We start from the raw sequence: 16,915 nt of genomic DNA on the forward strand, positions 1-16,915 counted from the left end.
GTTGTCATTCCAGTAAGTCCCGGCCGAGGTTTGCTCGCAGGTTACAGCCAGCTTTCGCGTTCTCGCCGCAGTCCGTCGAGGATCAGGTCGAGTCCGATGTCGAACTCCTCGGTGTACGCGTAACCAGGTTTCAGGGCGCGGTCGAGGATCATCTCGGTGAGGTGCGGGAATTCGTCGCGGGGCATCTGGTTCAGGATCGAGCCCGCCACGTCCTCGAGGTCGACGGATGATGTGAAGGGCAGGCTGAGCTCCTGGAGCGTGCACCCGTAGATGTAGCTGTCCAGCACGGAGAACGCGTGTGCCGCACCGGCGATCGAGAAGCCTCCTGACCGTAGACAGCCGATGACCGCGTTGTGGTGGCGCAGCGTCGCGTGGCCCGGGTTTGTCCGCGAGTCCATCAGGCTGATCGCCCACGGGTGGCGGATCAGTGTGCCGCGCATCGAGACTGCCCGCCGTCGCATCGCGGTTCGCCAGTCGACGTCCGACGGGAGCTCGATCTCGCCGAAGACGAGGTCGAGCATGCCGTCGAGGATCATGTCCTTGTTGCGGAAGTGGTGGTAGAGCGACATGGCCTCGACGCCGAGCCGCTTGGCGAGCGTGCGCATGCTCGGCGCGCCGGTGCCGGTCTCGTCCGCCAGCGCGACCGCTTCGCGAAGCACCATCTCCTTGCTGAGTGAGGTGCGGCGAGGGGTGTCGGCTGGCTCCGTGGCCACGAGGTTCTCCTGTCTGAGGGGATTGGACGGCTTGACAACCTTACACTGCAAGGCTGTACCTTACGGTGTAAGGACAGCGGTGGTGGCGAGCTGAGGAGAGGGTCGTGGAGTCGATCGGTTCGGACGGGGTCAGGAAGCCGGGCACCGGCAAGAGGGTGTGCGTTGTCGGCGCCTCCGGGAAGCTCGGGCGCTACATGGTGCAGCACGCGTTGGACCGCGGGTACGAGGTCGTGGGCGTGTGCCGGGAGCAGAGCGTAAGCAAGCTCGCGGAGTTCGAGGGACGGATCAGGGTGATCCCCGGAGCGACCGACGACCATACGGTCATCGCGCAGGCGGTGAACGGATGTGACGCCGTACTCACGGTGCTGGTGCCGTGGGGAGTGAAGCAGTACGCCTCCGGTACGGCCCAGGCCGTGCTCGACCACGCACGTCCAGGCGCCCGTTTGATCTTCTCCTGCGGCTGGCACATCACCCGCGACGGGAAGGACGTGTACACCCGGAAGTTCAAGATGTACGCGGCCGTGCTCGGGCGGCTGGCGAAGCTTGCCCGGGTCGTGGACGTGGACGACCAGGTGGAGGCGTGTCGCAGGATCTTCGCCAGTGACACCAGCTGGACGGTCGTGCGTGGCAGCGACCTGGAGGAGGGCGAGAGCCAGGGCCTGCCGGTGTGGAGCCGGCACGTGGGTGACCCTGTCCTCGCGAGCAACCTGACCCGTCGCGTGGACTACGCCCGTTTCATGGTCGAGGCGGTGGAGAACGACGCCCTCGTCCACGAGGCCCCGGCCATCGTCGGCCGGCTGAGCCCATCGGCCCTCGCCCACGCCGACGGCCCGGCGTGAGCGTCCGGCTGGGTCCCCGAATCCACCTCGCGATCCCACCACGGTCAGATTCGGCTGGCCGGTCCGGCAAACGAAGGAAGGCCCAAACCGTGACCGCACCGAAGACGCTCGCGAGGATCGCGGGGTCCCTATATCTGATCGTGGCCGTGTTCACCATCTTCGCCGGTCTGGTGAACACGCGCATCGTCGAGTCGGGGGACGCAGCGTCCACGGCCGACAACATCGACACCTCGGCCACCCTGTTTCGGATCGGCTTCGTCAGCGAGTTGGCGGGGGCCACGGCTTTTCTGTTGACGGGCATGGCCCTGTATCTGCTGCTCAGGCACGTCAACCAGATGGCCGCCGCCGCGATGGTCACCTTCGTCGCGGTCAGCGTCGCGATCCAAAGCCTGAACCTGCTCAACCAGAAAGCGGCGCTGACGATCGCCACCGGCCGGGGCCACACCGGCGCCTTCGCTCCGGCCGATTCCGACCAGCTGACCATGCTGTTTGCCGACATCCAACGCGATGGATACCTCATTGCCCAGACGTACTTCGGCCTGTGGCTGCTGCCGCTGGGCTACCTGGTCGTCAAGTCGGGCTACTTTCCCAAAGTGCTGGGCGTCCTGCTGGTGATCGGATGCTTCGGCCACCTCGTGGACGTGTTCGCACGCTTCCTTGCCCCCGCCTTCGGTGAAAGCATCTCACCGTTCGCCATGACCCCCGCGGCGGTCGCGGAACTGTCGTTCATCGCGTGGCTGCTGGTCAAGGCAGTGCGGGTTCCCGAACCCGGCACACGGGCTCCTGCCGTCGCCCCCGCAGCCCTGGACGGGGCCTCACCGGCCGGGAGACCGAGGTACTGACGCTGGTCGCCCGGCCCGCAGGCTCTTGATGATCCCGCAACAGTGGACCGCCTTGACTGATGCTGCCGACGCCGAGGGACGGCGCGGTAGAGAGGTCCACGTCATGAAGATCAAGAAATCTCTCGCCGGGGCCGTGCTCGTCCTTGGTCTGGCCGGTGGCGGGATGGCCGTCGCGGCGTCGATGGCCAGCGCGGACACCTCCACCAACACTTCCCCAGCGGGTTCCACCACGGCCACGGACGCCCCGGAGATCGGCCGGGTGGGCCAGACGGGAGACAAGCCCCCCGCCGGCGTGACGCTCGAGAAGGCGGAGGCTGCGACGCCGGCCAAGTAGTACCGGCGCTGGCGGGCTGGGCGTCCGCTGTCCAGCCCGCCGCCGCCTCGCCTCGGTGCGATCGGAGCGTAGGGTGCAAGACGTCGAAGGAAAACCTGCGTGAGAGTCCTGCTGGCGGAGGATGAGCAGATCCTCGCCCGTACCATCCGCAACGGGTTGCACCGCGCAGGTCTGACGGTCGACGTGGTCCATGACGGCAGGGCCGCGATTGACCGCCTGCAGTCCGAGGAGTACGAAGCGGTCGTTCTTGATCGCGACCTGCCGCTGCTGTCCGGCGATGAGGTGTGCAAGTACATCATCGCAACTTCGGCTCGATCCCTTCACGCATCAGGCGTTCCGTCTCCACGTTGCGCAAGAAGCTCGGCAAGCCGTGGCCGATCGAGACCGTTCCCGGTGTCGGGTACCGCGTTGTCCGCACCTGATGAGGGCAGGACCGCGCGATTCGGCCGCCGCGGGTCCATCAGCGCTCACATCATCGGGAGCCTGATCGCTGTCATCGGCCGCGTTGGCATTGGTGATGGCGGCGACCATCACACTGTTGATGACCTACGTCCCGAACGGCATCGTCGGCGCGGCACCCGGGGTCTCGCCCGGCCGAACCGGCAGTGCCGTTGCGCCGCCGGCGGGCGTGTCAGGGCCGGTGCTGCCTCGGCGAGAGGTCGAACGTCTGCTGGTCTTCTCGGCAATGGCTTTCGCCGTCGTGGTCATCGCGGGAGCGGTTGTCGTGCGCTGGATAGTGCGGCGCTCACTGGCACCCTTGCGTTCGATGACCGACGCGGCACGCCAGGCCGCGCAAACGAATCTTCGGGCTCGGGTACCCGTCGGCCGCGTCCGGAACGAAGTCACCGACCTGGCCGTCAGCTTCAACATCATGCTGGCGAGGCTGGACGACGCTTTCGAGGCCCAACGCCGTTTCGCGGCGAACGCCTCCCACGAACTGCAGACGCCCCTGGCCGTCACGCAGGCGGTCCTCGATGATGCGCTGGCCGACGCCCCGCAGGGATTGACGCGTGATCTTCTGCAGGATTTGCGCAGCCTGAACAGTCGCAGCGTGCAAACCGTACGCACACTGCTGGATCTGGCGGAAACCCAAGCAGGCGCGGGCCTTCTCGAGGATATCGACCTGACGCTCATCGTGCGCCAGGAAGCCCAGAGTCATCAGGCAGCCGCCCTGGAACACGACGTGACGTTGTGCGCCGATCTCGATGCCGCCGTTATCGGGGGAGATTCGACCCTGGTCCGGCTCATGGTCCGCAACCTGCTCGACAACGCGATACGGCACAACCGTCGCGGTGGCCGGGTCGAACTGGACCTCCGTGCTGAAGGGCACGAATTCGTTCTTCGTGTCGCCAACACCGGCGACCCCGGAGCAGCAGGCGGTCTCATCGCCGAGGTTCGAATCCCCGAACGGACAGCCTGCGGCTAGCTCAGTGCGTGAGGCGGTCGATGGTCAGGGTTATCGTTGCGGGAATGCTCAGTGGATTCCCAGGTCCTGGGCGAGCGGTGGCAGGACCTGGGCGAAGGCCGTGCGGGCGAATCGCCAGTTGTGCCCGCCGTCGCCGGTGAACTCGTGGCATGTGGCACCCGCCGCGGCCGCCGCCTGCGCGAGCTGATGGGCGGTGACGATCCCGCTGGAATCGTCGGCGCCCGCGGCGAACCAGGCGCTGACCTGGTCGTACCGGCGGGTGGCGAGCAGGTGCGCGGGGTCGTGGGCGCGCTCGGCGGCGGCGGAGCCGTCGAACAGTGTGAGCAGGGTCGTGCGCGGGCCGCGCAGCGTCGGCCGCGGCTCGCCGCCCAGGTCGACGAGGTGCCGGAATACGCCGGGGTGGCGCAGCACGAGATCGGTCGCGCAGGTACCGCCCTCGGAGAAGCCGACGACGGCCCACGCGCTGGCGTCGTGCCGGACGTGGAGCGTGCCGGTGACGAACGCGGGGATGTCGACGGTGAGGAAGGTCTCGGCATTGCCGAGCGGCCCGTCGACGCACTCCGTGTCCCGGTACGTCCCGCCGTTCTGGTCGGCGAAGACGAGTACCGGCGCGACTCCGTGGTGACCGGCGGCGTAGCCGGCGGCGGTGGTCACCGCCCCGCCCGCCTGCGGCCACTGGCTGGTCCAGCCCGGCACGCCGGCCAGCACCACCACGACGGGCAGGTTCGGGCGGTCGGCGGTGAAGTAGGCCGGCGGCAGGTACACGTATCCGGGCCGGTGCGGGAAGTGTGCGACCGTCGCCGGCATGTCGTACGCACCGAGCAGGCCCTTCTGGCGTACCGACGGCGGTGGCGAGCGCAGCGCCCGGTCGAGTGCGCCCCCGCCCAGCGCGTGCGTGTGGCCGAGGAGGTCGCCGGCAGTCGGCCAGGTGGCGTACACCTGATTGACGACCAGCAGTCCGCCGGCGAGCGTCAGCGGCACCGCGCACACGGCGGCGATCCGGCGGGCGAGGCCCGGGCGGGACAGCGCGAGCGGCACGCCGGCGATGGCCGCCACCGCGAGGGCGAACCAGACGGCGAAGATCGGCGGGTAGCGGTCGCGGATCGTCGCGGTCACCCGCAATGTGACCACGGTCGCGACGGTGAGCACCAGCGCCGAGCCCCACAGCAGCGGCAGTGTGCGCGTCAGCCAGCGCGGGTCCCGGCGTGCCCACGAGCCGACCAGGGCGGCGACGGCGAGCAGTTCGATCGCGGTGGCCGCGGCCGGGTTCAGCAGCGGTACGCCGTCGAAGAGCCCGGCGCCGGTGGCGAGGACCAGGCCGGCGAGCACCGCGACCGCGACCACGGCGCAGATGGTGCTGCGCTTCAACCAGTTCATGGATCACCGCCTCGTCAGTGCGCGGCGCGGAAGACCCGGCCACGCGTGAGGACGAATCGCACAAGGAAGGCGGCGGGATCGGCCTCGACAGGTCGTAGATGGTGACGGCCGGGTAGTTGTGCTGCACCCGGCCGGCGATCCGGACGCTGTCGCTCACGCACGCCTCGAGATGTCTCGTCGACCGGCGGCAGTGCCGTGGACATCGCTCAACGGTAGCCAACCGGCCTGTCCGCACCGCCGCCGCCGGCCGTGAAGTTGCTCGGGCGGCGGCCGGCGATTGCTCCGCCCGTCGCTGGGTATGGCTGCGGCTGGATCGCAAACCCTTGTACACCAACAGAAAAGACGACCCGGGGGCCGAGCTCACCCGAAGGTGACGAAGCGTTCGTACAGGAAGGCAGACGCATGGCGGTGGTATCTCGGCTGCTGGCCGCACGAGCGCAGGAGCAACCGGAGGAGCCGGCGTTCATCGCCGGCGCGGACGGTCACGCGATCTCATGGCCGGCGCTGGGCGCGTACGCCGAACGGCTCCGGGAACTGGCCGCCGCGCGCCGGTTGCCGCCGGGCGCGCGGATCGCTCTGGTCGTCGCCGACCCGCTGGACTTCGCCGCCGCCTACCTCGGGGGGCTGGCCGCCGGTCTCACGGTGGTCCCCGCCGACCCCCGGCTGCCGGCGCCGGCGCTGGACGATTTCCTCACCCGGCTGCGGGCCGACGTCGTGGTCACCGACGCGCCGCTGAGCTCGCCGGTGGCGGGGGTGGAGATCTGGGTGGCCGAGCACGCCGCGCCGGTGCCGGTGGGCGCGGCGCCGACCGGCGTGCGGCCGAGCGCCGGTGCCGTGTCGCGCCCGGCCGTGTTGCTGGCGACGTCCGGCACGACGGGTGAGCCGAAGGGCGTCCCCCTGTCGCAGGCGCAACTGCTGCACGCCGCGCGGCGGGTCGCCGGGCACCACCGGTTCGGGCCGGGCCAGCGCGGGTACAGCCCGCTGCCGCTGTTCCACGTGAACGCGCAGGTGATGGGGTTGCTCGCGGCGCTGGTCAGCGGCGCGTCGCTGGTGCTGGACCGCCGCTTCGAGCCCGACGCGTACTGGTCGCGGGTGGCGCAGTGGTCACCCACCTGGCTCAACACCGTACCGGCGATCCTGGGTGCTCTGGCCGCACAGCCCGCGCCACCCGAGGCGACCGTCGCGCGGCTGCGCTTCGCCCGTTCCGCATCGGCGCCGCTGCCCGTCCCGACGCGGGATGCCTTCACCGCGCACACCGGCGTCGCGGTGCTGAACACGTACGGGATGACCGAGGCGGCCGGTCAGATCACCGCCGATCCGCTCGACGTCTCCGCCCGGCGCGCCGGCTCCGTCGGGCTGCCGGTCGGCGTCGAGCTGGCGGTCGCCGGCCCGGACGGCCGGCCCGTCCCGCCGGGTTCGCAGGGCATGGTCGTCCTGCGCGGCCGGCGGGTGACCGACCGGTATCTGGAGCTGACCGGGCACGGGGCGGAGGCGAGCCGGTCGGCCCGCGACGCGCACGGGTGGCTGCCCACCGGCGATCTGGGGTGGCGTGACGAGGACGGCTACGTGTACCTGGTCGGCCGCGCCGACGACGTGATCAACCGGGGCGGGGAGAAGCTCCACCCGCAGGAGGTGGAGCACGTCCTGCTCGGCCATCCCGCGGTCGGCTCGGCCGCCGTGGTCGCCGCGCCGCACGAGCGGCTCGGCCAGGTACCGGTCGCGTTCGTCATGCTCCGGCCGCACCGCACGGAAGCGGGTCTGGTCGAGGAACTGGACCGGCTGTGCGCCCAGCGGCTGCCCCGCCACAAGTGGCCGGCCGCCATCACCGTCACCGCCGAGCTGCCGACCAGCCCCACGGGCAAGGTGCTTCGCCGGGCCCTGCGCGCCGACGTGGCGGCCCTGGCCGGCGGGCCGGTCCCGGGCGGTGGCCGGTGAGCGGGTCGCCGCGGCCGCTCGCCGGTGCGCGCACGGCACCCGGCGGCGGACCGGCCGCCCAGGCGTGGACGCCGCACGAGCAGCCACGAGCACCCGCCCGCCTCGACTCGCTCGACGTCGTGCGGGTGCTGACCGTCGCCCTCGTCATCGCCGTCCACGTGCTCGCCCAGCAGCCCGGCGGCGTGACGCTGTCCAACGGTGCGCCACTCATCGTGCTGCACGTCAGCCGCGAGGTCTTCTTCCTGCTCACCGCGTTCGTGCTCGTCTACAGTCATCGCGATCGCGCGCCGTCGCGCTGGTGGGCGTTCTGGCGCCGGCGTTACCTGCTGGTCGGCGCGCCGTACCTGTTGTGGAGCGCGGTGTACTTCCTCGCCGGCGGCGAGCCGCTGCACCCGGTCGGCGAGGCGCTTTCCGGGTTCGCCGCAGACCTGCTGAGCGGCGCCGCCCGCTACCACCTGTATTTCCTGCTGGTGACCATGCAGGTGTACCTCGTGTTCCCGCTGCTGCGCCGGCTGTTGACGGCCACCCGCGGCCGGCACGGATGGCTGCTGGCCGGCGCCGCGGTCTACCAGGTCGGCTGCTACACCGCCGTACAGCGCGCATCGGTGCCCGGGCTCGGCGACCCCAGCGCGTACCTGCCCAGCTACCTGGGGTTCGTCGTGGCGGGTGGCGTGGCGGCGTGGCACGCGGAGACGCTCATGCGGTGGACCCTCGAGCGGATGTGGTGGGTGTTCGCCGGATGCGCGCTCGCCGTCGCCGCGGGCGTCGCGGTCTTCTTCGTGCGGGCATCGGAACTGGGGCAGCCCCCGGTGCTCGCCAGCGCCGTGTTCCAGCCCGTCGTCGTGGTGGAGAGTGTCGCCGTCGCGTGGGCGTTCCTGGCCTGCGGCGTGGCCTGGCAGCGCCGGCGCGCACCGGGCCGGCGTCTGGTGCGCTCCGCCTCGGACGCCTCGTTCGGGGTCTACCTGGCTCACCCGTTGCTGCTGCAGGGTCTGCTGGCGGTGTGCGCGGCCACCGGCCTGACCGCCGTGGCGCAGCGGCAGCCGGGCCCGCTCGTCACCGCGGTCGCGATGGCCGTCGTCCCATTGGTCTATCTGGCGTGCTGGGCGGCGGTGGCGGTGGCGCTGCGCACGCCGCTGAGCCTGGCGCTGACCGGCCGCCCCCGGCGCGGTACCCGGGGATGACCCTTGAGGAGGATGCGATGCGAACGTCACCCGGCATGACGATGGTGATCGACGGCGGGCTGCCCACCGGTGCCTTCACCGATCTCATCACCAGCCACGGCCACTACATCGACCTGGTCAAGTTCGGCTGGGGCACGGCCCTGGTCACCCGGGACCTCGATCGCAAGGTCGGGGTGCTGCGGGACGCCGCCATCGGGTTCTATTTCGGCGGCACGCTCTTCGAGCACCACCTGTGGACCGGCCGGCTGGACGAGTACCTCCAGCTGGTCCGGCGCACCGGCGCCACCCACATCGAGGTGTCCAACGGCACCATCCCGCTGGACCAGCGCGGCAAGGCCGAACACGTGCGGCGCATGGCGCAGTACCGCCCCGTCCTGTCCGAGGTCGGCTACAAGGATGCCGACCGCTCGGCGCGGCTCACCCCGGCCCAGTGGGTCGACGCGATGCGCGAGGACCTCGACGCCGGCGCCCACATGGTCGTCACCGAGGCTCGTGAGAGCGGCCGCAGCGGCATCGCCCGGGCCGACGGGCACCTGCGCCGGGACGTCCTGGACGCGGTGATCGACAACGTCGACACCGAGCGGGTGATGTTCGAGGCGCCGACCAAGACGCTGCAGGTGGAGCTCATCAACGCCCTGGGCCCGGGCGTCAACCTCGGCAACGTCGCCGCCGCCGACGTCCTCGGGGCGGAGACGCTGCGCCGCGGGCTGCGGGGCGACACCCTGCTGCACGTCGCCACCGGCGTCGGTGACATGGGCGACAGCGAACGCGTCGCGTCGAGCCTTCCCTCCGGCACCTGACCCTTCCCTGACCCTGTCGAGGAGACCAGCATGCGATCCACGCACGACGCCTTCCACGTCGCGGTGCCCACCCACGACCTCGACGAGGCGGTCCGGTTCTACGTCTTCGGCCTCGGCGCCAAGCTGGCCCGCCGCTACGACGACCGCGTCACGTTCGACTTCTTCGGCGACCAGCTCGTCTGCCACCTCGACGCCGCCGCCGTGGCCGCCGAACCCGTCGAGTACCCACGGCACTTCGGCGTCACGTTCGCCCACGCCGAGGACTTCGACCGGCTGCTGCAACTGGTCGAGCACCGCAAGCTGCGAGTCCTGTCCGGCCCCGCGACCCGGTTCGAGGGCACCGCCGAGCAGCACCGCACCATCTTCCTCGTCGACCCGTCCAACAACGTGCTGGAGTTCAAGCAGTACGACGACCCGAGGCTGCAGTACTGAGCACCGGGCCGCCACCGATGCCCGCCGGCCCGGATCGTCGCTGCGGCCGCAGGCGACCGGTGCCGACCGCGTCGGCGCTCGTCGTGGTCGTGTGCCTGGCCCTGACCGCTTCACGCTCGCCGTCGGTGCGAACGCCGCCGGGACCGCCCGTGCGGTGGACCCAGGCGAGCGTCCCGATCGTCGTTACCGGCCTGACCCGCAGCTATCTGCTGGTCCGTCCGTGGCCGGCCGGTGCGGCCCGGCTGCCGGTGCTGGTCAGCCTGCACGGCTGCTGCGTCACGCCGGAGTACGAGCGGCAGCGCAGCGGGTTCGCCGACGTGACCGGGCCGGCGATCCTGGTGTACCCCGCCGGGGTCGGCCAGTCCTGGAACGCGGGCTACTGCTGCGGCCAGGCCCAGGCCGCCGCGGTCGACGACGTCGCCTTCCTCACCGCCGTCGTCGACCAGGTGCTCGACACCCAGCCCGACGCCGCCTCCGGCCGGGTGTTCCTGGTCGGGTACAGCAACGGCGGAAAGATGGCCCTGCGCATGGCCTGCGCGGCGCCTCGACGCTTCGCGGCCGTCGCGTCGTACGGGGCCGTCAGCTCCATGCCGTGCCCGAACCCGGCGCCGGCGTCACTGCTGGAGATCGCCGCCACCGGCGACCCGGAACTGACCATCGGCGCCGGCGGAGCCCCGCACACCCTCGGCGGCTACACCCAACCCACCGTCGACGCGCAGGTGGACCAGTATCGGCGGGCGAACCGCTGCCCCGGTGCCCCGATCACCCACGCGCAGGGCAGCCTGAGCACCAGCACGTGGGCGCCGTGCGGCACCGGGCGGTGCGTGCGGCTCGCCCTCTACCACGGCGGCAGCCACGACTGGCCGCAGGGCGACGACGCCACCCCGTCGGCCGCCCAGGTGATCTGGGACTTCTTCAGCACCGTCCGCAGCGCGACCGCGGGCTGCCGGAACTGACCCGGTGCAGCCCCGCCGCCGCCAACGTCATGACCGAGTGCACCTAAGCGCCCGGTGGCAGCGCCAACCCGTCGACCCGGATCGCGTCCATTCCCAGCAGCGGCGCCATCGTCGGGCAGGTCAGCGCCGCGCACTCCCGCCCGTGCGCCGCATACTCGCCGCGCCCGATCGGCACCACCGTCACCGCGAGCGGCCGCGCCGGCCCGGTCGCCCAGTATCGCTGCGTCCCCACCGCCCGCCGCAGCGCCTTGCGCAGGCTGGTCGTGAACTGTGTGAACTCGTGCCGCACCCCGCCGTGCCGGGCCACCGGCCAGTCGAGGCGCACCGCATATCCGTCGCCATGCCCGTCGCTGTCCATGCCGATCGACGCCATCGCCACCACCCCTCACCGTGAGGCAACGATCGAAGCCGACTCCACGATACTCGAACACCAGTTCTAATTCACCCCCGTACGGACCCCTCGGCTTTCGCGGTTATGCGACTGCCTGCGCCGCCCAGGTCGTCTGCACCGTGCGGATTCCTTCGCCGGTTGGCAGGTCAGGTACTTCGGGCTGATATTGGGCGGCGATGGCGTTGCGGGTGCGGTTGCCGGCTTCGCCGACGCCGGTGGTGTTCTTGGCGTCGTGGAAGGCGACCTCGATGGCCCAGCGGGCGGCGTAGCGTTCCACGATGCCGGTGATCGGGATGGTCAGACCACGACCGCCGCGATCACGAAGGTGTTGCCCGGGACTGTTTCTGGGCGCCTTTGGCTCACTTTCAGTGAGCCGTCGTAGCCGGCGAAGAACTGGTGCGCCCGGCTGTGACGCCACACCCGGCCAGGCCGGCCCCGGTCAGCATGCCGCACACCGTGCGATGCGCAGGCCGGGCCGCCATCCCGGCCGACAGGGTCACGAACGTGGCGAAGGTAGGGGTGGTGAAGCACGACCGGAACGCATCCAGCACGCGCAACAGCGACCTCGGTGGGGGTGTGCACCCGCAGCATCGGCGGCGACTCTCCTCGGGAGTTCGACTACAGGCGGTGCGTACCTTGCGGGCTGCCAACGAGGTCAGAGGGCCTGCAGGGGAGATGGCGGCCGGTTCTGCGCCTAACGTGGCTGTAGGCGCTGGCCCAGGAGCCCCGACCGCAGGGCGGGTCGAGGCTCCTGGGCTTCTCGGGCGGGTTTCTCAGGCGGTCACCAGCACGCCTCGCGTAGGCAGGTCCAGGCTCTGGGGCGGCATCGACGCGGTGAGGGGTGACAGCAGATACTCATGTGCGCCCCATTCGCTGGTGTCGTGGCTGTCGGTCTCACGCGCCGGCCACGGTGTTGGTTGCCATCAGTTTTCGGCAATGTAGAGAGGGTTCGCCCGAAGATCCTCTCCCAGAATTTCTCCCAAGGGCCGACTGGATCAGCGCGAACTCGGGCTGGGGATCGGCTGGCCGGGCTTGCTCGGGCTGGGGCTGGGGATCGGCTGGCCGGGCTTGCTCGGGCTGGGGCTGGGGATCGGCCCGCCGGGCTTGCTCGGGCTGGGGCTCGGGATCGGCCCGCCCGGATTGCTCGGGCTGGGTGTTGGGGCGATGTTCGCCGGCTGTGACGGCCGGCCATCGTCGCTGTCGCTGTCAGCAAATGCAAACGGCGCGGCGATGACAAGGGCGGTCAGCGCGCCCACAGCACTCGCCGCCGTGGTGCTCCGGCGGCGGTTACGCGCCCGCCGCTCCGCCCTGCTCAATGCGTCCTGCACAGGTGGTGCCTCCTCGGCAATTTCGGAGAGGGTGGAGCGGAGAAGGTGTTCGAACGGATCGGTCATCGCTACAGCTCCAGAAGGTCCATGCTCGGCAGAAGCTGACGCAGGCGAGTGACCGAGCGGTGAGTCCGGCTGCGTACCGTCCCGATGGAGCAGCCCAGCAGCTCGGCGACCTTGGCCTCCGGCAGGTCCTCGTAGTAGCGGAGGACCACCACGGCTCGCTGCGCTGGCGGCAACTGCCACAGCGCGGCCCGTAACGCCAACCGGAGATCCGTTCCCGCGCGCGGATCGACTACTGCGGATTCAGTCAGCCATGTCGGTGCCGATCGGCGCCGACGCAAACGCCGCCACCAGCTCACCTGCTCTCGGTACATGACTGCCCGCAGGTACCCCTCCGGATCGGAGTGGCGAATGCTCCGCCATTTCGGGATCGTGTTTGCCAGTGCCGACTGGAACAAGTCCTCCGCGCTGCTGCGGTCACCGGTGAGCAGGTAGGCGACCCGCATCAGCGCTGGCGCACGGTCAGCCACGAACTCCGCCAAGCGTGCCCGTTCGTCCTCTTCCACCCCACCACCCTCGTTTCCTCGTTCACCCGTTACAGACGCCTGAGGGCTGTGCGGCTATCCCAAGCGGACGAGAACGCCAGCGAGACGAGCGTCTCGAGGCGAGGTGATCCGCTCCCCGGGCTGATCCCGTGTCAACGGCGGCTGAATCTGGACCCACTATGGACGGGCGGGTTCCAGGGCCAGGGTTCCGGGCCGTGGTCCCGACATTCCGGACCAATGCCACGAGATGGGGCGGCCCCGACCCGCGGTCGCGCCGGACGCCGGGCCGTGCGACGGTGTCCGGGTGAGCGAGGACGAGCACTGCACCCTCCCCGGCGGCGTGAGCCTGTGCTACCGCACGTCGGGCGACCCGGACGGCCCGCCGCTGCTGCTGGTCGCCGGTCTGGGCCTGGACCTGACGTCGTGGCCGCAGCCGCTGCTGGACGGCCTGACCGGTCGCGGCTTCCGCCTGGTCCGCTTCGACAACCGCGACGCCGGCCGCTCCACGCGCGTCGCGGCCCGCCCGCCGGGCCTGCTGCGCCAGCTGTTCGCCCGCCCGCCGGCCGGCGCGTACCGGCTGGAGGACATGGCCGGGGACGCCGCCGGCCTGCTCGAGCACCTGGGCATCCCGAGGGCCCACGTCGTCGGCATGTCGATGGGCGGCATGATCGCCCAGACCCTGGCCGCGAGCCACCCGTCCCGGGTAGCCACCCTGACCTCGATCTTCTCGACGACGGGCGCGCGCCGGGTGGGCCGGCCGGCCCGCTCGACGCTGCTGCGCATGGCCCGCCGCCCGGCCCGGACCCGCGACGAGTGGGTGATCCGCCACCTGTCGATGCTCGACCACATCGGTTCCCGGGTGTTCCCGTACGACGCGCCGGTGGAGCGCGCCTGGGCGGCGCGGGCCTGGGAACGCGGCGACGGCCCGGCCCGGGCGGCCGGCGTGGCGCGGCAGATCGGCGCGATCCAGGCCTCCGGCGACCGCACGGCCGCGCTGCGCTCGATCACGGCCCCGGCCCTGGTCGTCCACGGCGACGTGGACCGCATGGTGCACCCCAGCGGCGGCCGGGCCACGGCGGCCGCGATCCCGGGCGCCCGCCACGTCGAGATCCCCGGCATGTCGCACCACCTGTCCCCGGGCGTCATCGACCGCCTGGTGAACCTGATCGCCGAGACGGCCACCGCCCCGAGACCGGCGTGACCGCGGGACGGCGCCGCCATATTGGGTGGCGCGGTGCCGGTGGGGCGCCCAGGATGGCGGAGTGTCGACACGGGAGATCCGGGCCGTGTACTGCGCCGAGACGATCACCGTTTATCAGGCGTACGGTGCCGGGATAGCGCTCGCCGCCGCGGCGGCCGGGCGGTTCGTCGCGCCCTTCGAGCGGGACCGGATGACGTGGATCAAACCCTCGTTCCTCTGGATGATGTACCGCAGCGGCTGGGCCACCAAGCCGGGGCAGGAGCACGTCCTCGCGGTCGAGATCCGGCGCGACGGCTTCGAGTGGGCGCTCGGGCGTGCGTGCCTGAGCCACTACGACCGGGACCTGCACGCCAGTGTCGCCGACTGGAAGCGGCAGCTGCGCGAGAGCCCGGTGCGCGTGCAGTGGGACCCGGAGCGGGACCTGCACCTGAGCCCGGTGCCGGGGTGCCGGTCGCTGCAGCTGGGGCTCAGCGGCGAGGCGGTCCGGCGGTACGTCGACGAGTGGACCGTGCGCATCACCGACGTCACCGCTCTCGCGCACCGGATCCACGAGCTGGTGCGGGCGCGCGACCTCGACGCGGCCCGGGCGCTGCTGCCGCCCGAGCGCGAGTACCCGCATTGACAGACGTCTGTCAGTCAGGTTTCCTGTCTACCAACCCTCGGCGGTACCGTCCGCTCGCCGGTGGGGGAGACCCGTCAGTCTTCCTTCCAAGGAGCCTGCCCGTGAAGCGGTACCGTGTACCCCTCATCGCGATCGCGATCGCGGCCGTCGTGCTGTCGTTCACCGCGACCACCGCGTACGCCCTCGCCCAGACCAGCAACGCCGCGCTCGCCGCCGGCCCGACCGCGAGCCAGCTGCTGGCCAGGACCTCGACCTGCAACCAGGTCTCCAACGGCAAGTACGCCACCGACGACGGCGGCGCGGCCACCGTGGCGATCTGCAAGAGCGGCTCGGCGTACTTCTGGACCGCCGACATGGACATCGACTGCGACGGCATCGGCACCTCGCGCTGCAACGCGAGCACCGATCCCTGGTACCAGGCGCAGACCTCGTTCGCCACGTCGACCGGCTCCTACTTCACCTCGGACGTCACGCGGTACTACGTGATCCCGCTGCCCAGCTCCCGCTTCGACTACGGCGCCAGTGGCATCCGGCCCGGGGCGGTCGCCGCGGTGGTCTACAACAACCAGGTCGCCTACGCCGTCTTCGCCGACGAGGGGCCGGACAACATCATCGGCGAGGGCTCCTACGCGCTGGCCACGGCGCTGGGCATCGACCCGAACCCCGCGTCCGGCGGCACGGCCGGCCCGGTCACCTTCATCGTGTTCCCGTCCAGCGTGCCCAGCCCGGTGGAGAGCAACACCGCCATCGACAACACCGGCTCGGCGGCCGCCGGTGCATGGGTCGCCAGCAACCCGACGAGCGGCCCGACCACCGGCCCGACCGGTGCCGCAGGGCAGATCGTCGGCTACGGCGGCAAGTGCGTCGACGTCGCCGGGGCCAGCTCCGCCAACGGCACCGCCGTGCAGCTCTACGACTGCAACGCCACGATCGCCCAGAAGTGGACCCGCGGCTCGGACGGCACCCTGCGCGCCCTGGGCAAGTGCATGGACGTGACGGCGGCCGGCACCGCGGACGGGACCAAGGTCCAGCTGTACGACTGCAACGGCACCAACGCCCAGAAGTGGACGCGCACGGGTCAGACGCTGGTCAACCCGGGCTCGGGCAAGTGCCTGGACGCGGCCGGCCCCAGCTCGGCCAACGGCACCCGCCTGCAGATCTGGTCCTGCTCCGGCGGCTCGAACCAGAACTGGACGCTCCCGTAACCATTGCGAAAATACCGCCCCGGACCGGCGAGTTCACCGTCGGTCAGGTCGCCGGCCCGTCCGCCTGAAGCCGCCGCCGCAGGCGGCGGACCAGGGCCGGGTCGACCGGGGAGGTCCAGGCGCCGCCGGGGCGCACCGCGCTGCCCGAGTGGAAGGCGCGCACCCCGGCGGCGGCCAGCGGCCCCAGGTGCGGCTCCCGCAGGCCGCCGCCGGCCAGGATGAGCCCGGGGTGTGCCGCGGCCTCGTCGAGCAGCGTGGACAGCCCGGCGCCGATGCCGTGCGGGGAGCCGGCGGTGAGCACCGACGTCAGCCCGGGCAGCCCGGCGAGCGCCTTCCAGGCCGTGGCGCGGTCGGCGGCGTGATCGACGGCCCGGTGGAAGGTCCAGGGCGCCCCGCCGAGGGCGTCCAGCACAGCCGGGTCCACGCCTCGCCCGGCGTCGAGGAAACCGAGCACGAACTGCGCCGCGCCGGCACCGCGCAGTTCATCGAGGGTTCGCAGCAGCGACGGTACGTCCGGTGCGAAGTCCGGCGTCAGCCGTAGCATGACGCGAACCGGGATCGACACCGCGGCGAGCACCGACTCGACGGTCGCCGGGGACGGGCTCAGGCCGCCGGCCGTCATGTCGCGCACGAGCTCGACCCGGTCCGCGCCGCCGGCCTCGGCGTTGCGGGCGTCGGCGGCGTCCAGCACGATGATCTCCAGGAGCACACCCCCATGGTGGCACCCGGTCGAGAAGGCTTCGCGAGGAAGTCACTCGGTCTTCGCCAAGCCGGGGCTAACGTCG

19 protein-coding genes and 1 pseudogene are annotated in these 16,915 nt (G+C 71.3%); 13 read left to right on the top strand and 7 right to left on the bottom strand.

All coding sequences use genetic code 11. The annotated features are described in order from the left end of the window. Positions 1-41 precede the first annotated feature (41 nt). Positions 42-713, bottom strand: a complete 672-nt coding sequence (locus tag ACQPY0_RS23865) for a TetR/AcrR family transcriptional regulator (protein ID WP_432992659.1) — start codon at positions 711-713, stop codon at positions 42-44. Between the two features lie 113 nt (positions 714-826). On the opposite strand from ACQPY0_RS23865, the gene ACQPY0_RS23870 reads away from it, so the two are divergent. The 5 genes and pseudogenes from ACQPY0_RS23870 to ACQPY0_RS23890 all read left to right on the top strand — a co-directional run bounded on the left by ACQPY0_RS23870 (position 827) and on the right by ACQPY0_RS23890 (position 4,154). Beyond that, positions 827-1,552: an NAD(P)-dependent oxidoreductase gene (locus ACQPY0_RS23870; RefSeq protein WP_432995363.1), complete on the top strand. Its 726-nt coding sequence runs from the start codon at positions 827-829 to the stop codon at positions 1,550-1,552. Positions 1,553-1,641: 89 nt separating this feature from the next. Further along, positions 1,642-2,394 carry a DUF4386 domain-containing protein gene (locus ACQPY0_RS23875; protein ID WP_432992662.1) on the top strand — a complete coding sequence of 251 codons (753 nt, stop codon included), beginning with the start codon at positions 1,642-1,644 and terminating at the stop codon, positions 2,392-2,394. A 103-nt stretch (positions 2,395-2,497) separates the two neighbouring features. Beyond that, a complete protein-coding gene (locus ACQPY0_RS23880; RefSeq protein ID WP_432992665.1) occupies positions 2,498-2,728 on the top strand; it encodes a hypothetical protein in 231 nt (76 codons plus the stop codon). Between the two features lie 99 nt (positions 2,729-2,827). Next, a pseudogene (locus ACQPY0_RS23885) lies at positions 2,828-2,971 on the top strand (response regulator transcription factor); the annotation flags it as partial. 271 nt (positions 2,972-3,242) lie between these two features. Continuing rightward, entirely contained in the window at positions 3,243-4,154 is a 912-nt protein-coding gene (locus tag ACQPY0_RS23890; RefSeq protein WP_432995365.1) for a sensor histidine kinase, read from the top strand. Between the two features lie 48 nt (positions 4,155-4,202). Here the strand turns inward: ACQPY0_RS23890 and ACQPY0_RS23895 are convergent, their stop codons facing one another. After that, a complete protein-coding gene (locus ACQPY0_RS23895; RefSeq protein WP_432992668.1) occupies positions 4,203-5,531 on the bottom strand; it encodes an alpha/beta hydrolase in 1,329 nt (442 codons plus the stop codon). A gap of 402 nt (positions 5,532-5,933) precedes the next feature. Here ACQPY0_RS23895 and ACQPY0_RS23900 point away from each other — a divergent pair, with 402 nt between their 5' ends. Genes ACQPY0_RS23900 through ACQPY0_RS23920 form a run of 5 tightly spaced genes read left to right on the top strand, consistent with a single transcriptional unit; the run spans position 5,934 to position 10,835 of the window. Next, the gene (locus ACQPY0_RS23900; RefSeq protein WP_432992671.1) at positions 5,934-7,466 is read left to right on the top strand and encodes a class I adenylate-forming enzyme family protein; all 1,533 of its coding nucleotides are present in this window, start codon (positions 5,934-5,936) and stop codon (positions 7,464-7,466) included. Further along, the gene (locus ACQPY0_RS23905; RefSeq protein ID WP_432992674.1) at positions 7,463-8,647 is read left to right on the top strand and encodes an acyltransferase; all 1,185 of its coding nucleotides are present in this window, start codon (positions 7,463-7,465) and stop codon (positions 8,645-8,647) included. The genes ACQPY0_RS23900 and ACQPY0_RS23905 overlap by 4 nt, the downstream gene beginning before the upstream one ends. Before the next feature lie 17 nt (positions 8,648-8,664). Then, on the top strand, positions 8,665-9,447 hold the full coding sequence (locus tag ACQPY0_RS23910) for a phosphosulfolactate synthase (protein ID WP_432992677.1): 783 nt from the start codon (positions 8,665-8,667) through the stop codon (positions 9,445-9,447). A 30-nt stretch (positions 9,448-9,477) separates the two neighbouring features. After that, the gene (locus ACQPY0_RS23915; RefSeq protein ID WP_432992680.1) at positions 9,478-9,879 is read left to right on the top strand and encodes a VOC family protein; all 402 of its coding nucleotides are present in this window, start codon (positions 9,478-9,480) and stop codon (positions 9,877-9,879) included. Positions 9,880-9,938: 59 nt separating this feature from the next. Then, the gene (locus ACQPY0_RS23920) at positions 9,939-10,835 is read left to right on the top strand and encodes an alpha/beta hydrolase family esterase (protein WP_432992683.1); all 897 of its coding nucleotides are present in this window, start codon (positions 9,939-9,941) and stop codon (positions 10,833-10,835) included. Positions 10,836-10,878: 43 nt separating this feature from the next. Here ACQPY0_RS23920 and ACQPY0_RS23925 read toward each other — a convergent pair whose 3' ends face one another. The 4 genes from ACQPY0_RS23925 to ACQPY0_RS23940 form a co-directional block, all read right to left on the bottom strand. After that, complete coding sequence (locus ACQPY0_RS23925) at positions 10,879-11,208, bottom strand: hypothetical protein (protein ID WP_432992686.1); 330 nt, start codon at positions 11,206-11,208, stop codon at positions 10,879-10,881. A 100-nt stretch (positions 11,209-11,308) separates the two neighbouring features. Beyond that, entirely contained in the window at positions 11,309-11,503 is a 195-nt protein-coding gene (locus tag ACQPY0_RS23930) for a hypothetical protein (RefSeq protein ID WP_432992689.1), read from the bottom strand. A 718-nt stretch (positions 11,504-12,221) separates the two neighbouring features. Further along, complete coding sequence (locus ACQPY0_RS23935) at positions 12,222-12,620, bottom strand: hypothetical protein (protein ID WP_432992691.1); 399 nt, start codon at positions 12,618-12,620, stop codon at positions 12,222-12,224. Positions 12,621-12,622: 2 nt separating this feature from the next. Then, positions 12,623-13,123: a SigE family RNA polymerase sigma factor gene (locus tag ACQPY0_RS23940; RefSeq protein WP_432992694.1), complete on the bottom strand. Its 501-nt coding sequence runs from the start codon at positions 13,121-13,123 to the stop codon at positions 12,623-12,625. Positions 13,124-13,406: 283 nt separating this feature from the next. On the opposite strand from ACQPY0_RS23940, the gene ACQPY0_RS23945 reads away from it, so the two are divergent. From ACQPY0_RS23945 to ACQPY0_RS23955, 3 genes are all read left to right on the top strand, one after another. Continuing rightward, positions 13,407-14,303: an alpha/beta fold hydrolase gene (locus ACQPY0_RS23945; RefSeq protein ID WP_432992697.1), complete on the top strand. Its 897-nt coding sequence runs from the start codon at positions 13,407-13,409 to the stop codon at positions 14,301-14,303. 61 nt (positions 14,304-14,364) lie between these two features. Further along, a complete protein-coding gene (locus ACQPY0_RS23950) occupies positions 14,365-14,925 on the top strand; it encodes a DUF4291 domain-containing protein (RefSeq protein ID WP_432992700.1) in 561 nt (186 codons plus the stop codon). Positions 14,926-15,026: 101 nt separating this feature from the next. Then, on the top strand, positions 15,027-16,130 hold the full coding sequence (locus ACQPY0_RS23955) for a ricin-type beta-trefoil lectin domain protein (protein ID WP_432992703.1): 1,104 nt from the start codon (positions 15,027-15,029) through the stop codon (positions 16,128-16,130). Positions 16,131-16,173: 43 nt separating this feature from the next. On the opposite strand, the gene ACQPY0_RS23960 is transcribed toward ACQPY0_RS23955, so the two are convergent. Then, positions 16,174-16,839 carry a copper homeostasis protein CutC gene (locus tag ACQPY0_RS23960; protein ID WP_432992706.1) on the bottom strand — a complete coding sequence of 222 codons (666 nt, stop codon included), beginning with the start codon at positions 16,837-16,839 and terminating at the stop codon, positions 16,174-16,176. Positions 16,840-16,915 lie beyond the last annotated feature (76 nt).

It is taken from the genome of Dactylosporangium sp. CA-233914 (assembly GCF_050942935.1).
GTDB lineage: Bacteria > Actinomycetota > Actinomycetes > Mycobacteriales > Micromonosporaceae > Dactylosporangium.